Origin of the sequence: Coleofasciculus sp. E1-EBD-02 (genome assembly GCF_040218245.1) — a bacterium.
In the GTDB taxonomy this organism is placed as follows: domain Bacteria; phylum Cyanobacteriota; class Cyanobacteriia; order Cyanobacteriales; family Coleofasciculaceae; genus Coleofasciculus.
On record NZ_JAVJQN010000035.1, the window covers coordinates 1 to 3,387 of the forward strand.

The 3,387-nt window shown below is 46.9% G+C and carries 1 protein-coding gene; it reads left to right on the top strand.

Annotated features, from left to right (window positions below):
• Positions 1 to 159: 159 nt before the first annotated feature.
• Positions 160 to 3,387, top strand: a 3,228-nt coding sequence (locus tag RIC07_RS05995; RefSeq protein ID WP_446393725.1) for an SNF2-related protein, incomplete at its 3' end; no start/stop codon positions are given.

Below are 3,387 nucleotides of genomic sequence, written 5' to 3' on the forward strand. Positions count from 1 at the left end.
GGGGAAGCAGGGGAAGCAGGGGAAGCAGGGGAAGCAGGGGAAGCAGGGGAAGCAGGGGAAGCAGGGGAAGCAGGGGAAGCAGGGGAAGCAGGGGAAGCAGGGGAAGCAGGGGAAGCAGGGGAAGCAGGGGAAGCAGAGGGAGAATATTTCCAATCACAAATCAACAATTCCCAATCCCTAATCCTCAACTTTTTAAGACACGCCATTGATACTCAGGTACAAAATTGGGTTGAATCACTATCACCCCCAACTGCTACCTCACCCATCCCCGAATGGCTGCAAGCCCTTTGTAGCGCCAAGGAGAACCTAAACGTTGAACCGATGGCGATCGCCCGTTTAGATACCGCCCTGTCTAATTGGACAACCTCGATTCAACAGCACCTAGTTACTCCCACCACCCAAGGCTTAACCCAAAATCTCTTCCGCACCTGCTTAGTCTTGCAACCACCAGAACCCGACGAAGCCAACTGGCGGCTTGACTATTGCTTGCAAGCCATGGACGAGGCAGACTTATTAGTCGATGCCAAAACGATTTGGCGGCATCCTATCGAACAATTAGACTATCACGGGCGAACCATTGCACAGCCTCAAGAAACCCTACTCAAGGGATTAGGATTAGCCTCTCGCCTTTATCCTCCCCTAGAAGCCAGCTTACACGAACGCTGTCCCCGATTCTGCGAACTCAACCCTGTCCAAGTGTATGAATTTATCAAAGCTAGTGCATGGCGACTGCAAGACAGTGGCTTGGGGATTATCTTACCCCCAGGATTAGCCCCCGGATCAGGGGAAAAACGCCTCGGTATTAGTATTACCGCAGAAGCGCCCAAATCGAAGAAAGACGAACGGTTAGGGTTACAAAGCCTGCTGAAATTTAAATGGGATTTGGCAATTGGTGATACGAAACTCTCCAAATCTGAATTCCAGCGCCTGATGTCACTCAAATCCCCCTTAGTGGAAGTGAATGGAGAATGGATTGCCCTGCAACCCGCCGATGCGCGGGCGGCGCACACCATCATGAAAGCTTCCAAGGAAGATATGAGTTTGTCAGTCGAAGACGCCTTGCGACTGGCAACAGGCGATACTAAAACTTTAGGAAAATTACCTGTCGTTCACTTTGAAGCATCCGGGGCGCTGCAAGAGTTAATTACTAATTTAACTGGAAATCGCACGATTGAACCTATCGACGTTCCCCAAGACTTTAACGGTACACTACGCCCGTATCAACTGCGAGGAGCCAGTTGGTTAGCCTTTTTAGAACGTTGGGGGTTAGGGGCTTGTTTAGCGGACGATATGGGATTAGGAAAATGCGTCGCGCCTAGTACATTAATTTCCGTCAATGGAACCGTTATCCAAGCTGAAGATATTTGGAAACAGTATGCAACAGAAGCAGAATTTGATGGGGAGGGATTTTGGAGTCAGCCAACAGAGTCGTTACAGGTTAATGCCATTGACTCACAAACCAATAAAATGACCACCGCTCCCATTCAGCGTCTCTATCGCCAGCGAGTGCAGGAAAAACTACGCACCGTTAAGCTTAAAGATGGGAGCCGAATTACGATTACCTATCGTCATAAACTATTAACCTATCACGGTTGGACGACTAATTTTCAGGTGGGGGATTACGTTTGTGTACCTGCCAAAATGATTTGGCAGGGGCAACCCGAAGATCCGGATTTGGTGAAGTTTCTGGCTTGGCAAATTGCTGAAGGATGTGAGCAATCTATACCAGATTTTATTATGCAGGCAGATCTAGATACGGTGAAGATATTCCTGCAAAACTATTTCGATGCGGAAGCGTCTGTTATTTCTCAGATGCGGAGTATTGAAATTAGTACAGCTTCCCCTTTACTGATTCAGCAACTCTCTGTACTGCTACGACGCTTCGGTATTTGGTTGCAGATTACACCACAACATAAACGAGAAACCTATGCCAAATCTCTTGTTCAGATTGACTCTAGCGATTCCCCAACCGAAGTCCAGATGACTGTAGGGGCATCATCCTTGCGCCCTGACCAATCTACTACATCAGACAGAAAACCCGTATATATTGGTACAATCGGTGGCAATTCAGCGCGTCGATTCTTACAAGAGATTGGATTTAATTATCCAGAAAAACAGCGGAAACTGGAAGAAATCTGTAAACCAGAAACCTGGCGACTGGAAGTCGCAGCTACACAAACAAAGTCCGCCTACGCGGACTGGATTATAGAGGTAGATAACCCAAATTTAGTCTCACAACCATGTTCACGGGGTAGTCGAGAACGAGTGATATCAAGTCCGTCTAAACAGTTCTCATTGGCGTCTACCTTGCCACCTTCCTGCTTACCTTCTGCCATCTGCCCGATTGGTGAGCGTTCGACTGAGCGCTCACGCCGAAGTCCTGTCGAACCACTGCCCTCTGCCTTCAAAAAGCTTTCTGCTTTATTCCCAGCGGAAACGGAACAAAATATTCTGGATCAAGACGTTTTCTACTGTCAGATTCAGGACATTGAGGATATCGACTATGAGGGATGGGTGTATGATTTTGAAGTTAGCCACCATCACAACTTTGTGGCAAATAACATTCTTTGTCATAACACAATTCAAACCATTGCTTTTTTGCTTTATTTAAAAGAGCAAGATGTTCTGGAATCGCCCACATTATTAGTCTGTCCCACATCCGTACTGGGAAACTGGGAACGGGAGGTGAAAAAATTTGCCCCGACGCTTAAAGCTATTGTCCACCACGGCGATAAACGCTCAAAAGGCAAGACATTTGCCAAAGCAGTAAAGACCAAGGATTTAGTAATTACCAGTTATCCATTAGTGTATCGAGATGCTGCAACCCTAGAATCGGTATCCTGGCAAGGTGTGGTATTAGATGAAGCGCAGAATATCAAAAATCCAGGCGCGAAACAGTCGCAAGCTGTGCGGAAACTGCCGACAGAATTTCGCATTGCTTTAACCGGAACCCCTGTGGAAAACCGACTATCGGAATTGTGGTCAATTTTAGATTTTCTCAATCCCCAATATTTAGGCGATCGCCAATTTTTCCAACGCCGCTTTGCTATGCCAATTGAGAAGTTTGGCGACAGGGATTCCTTACAAACCTTGCGATCATTGGTACAACCGTTTATTCTGCGCCGTCTGAAAACTGATAAGACCATTATTCAGGATTTACCGGAAAAACAGGAGATGACGGTATTCTGTGGACTCGCCGCAGAACAAGCCGCCCTGTATCAGAAATTGGTGGATGAATCCTTGGTGGAAATTGAAGCAGCGGAGGGAATTAAGCGCAAGGGGTTAATTTTAACCTTGCTGATGCGACTCAAGCAAGTCTGTAATCATCCCGCCCAATTATTAAAAGAGAAATCCTTAAAAGACGCCAAGCGTTCGGGGAAATTACTG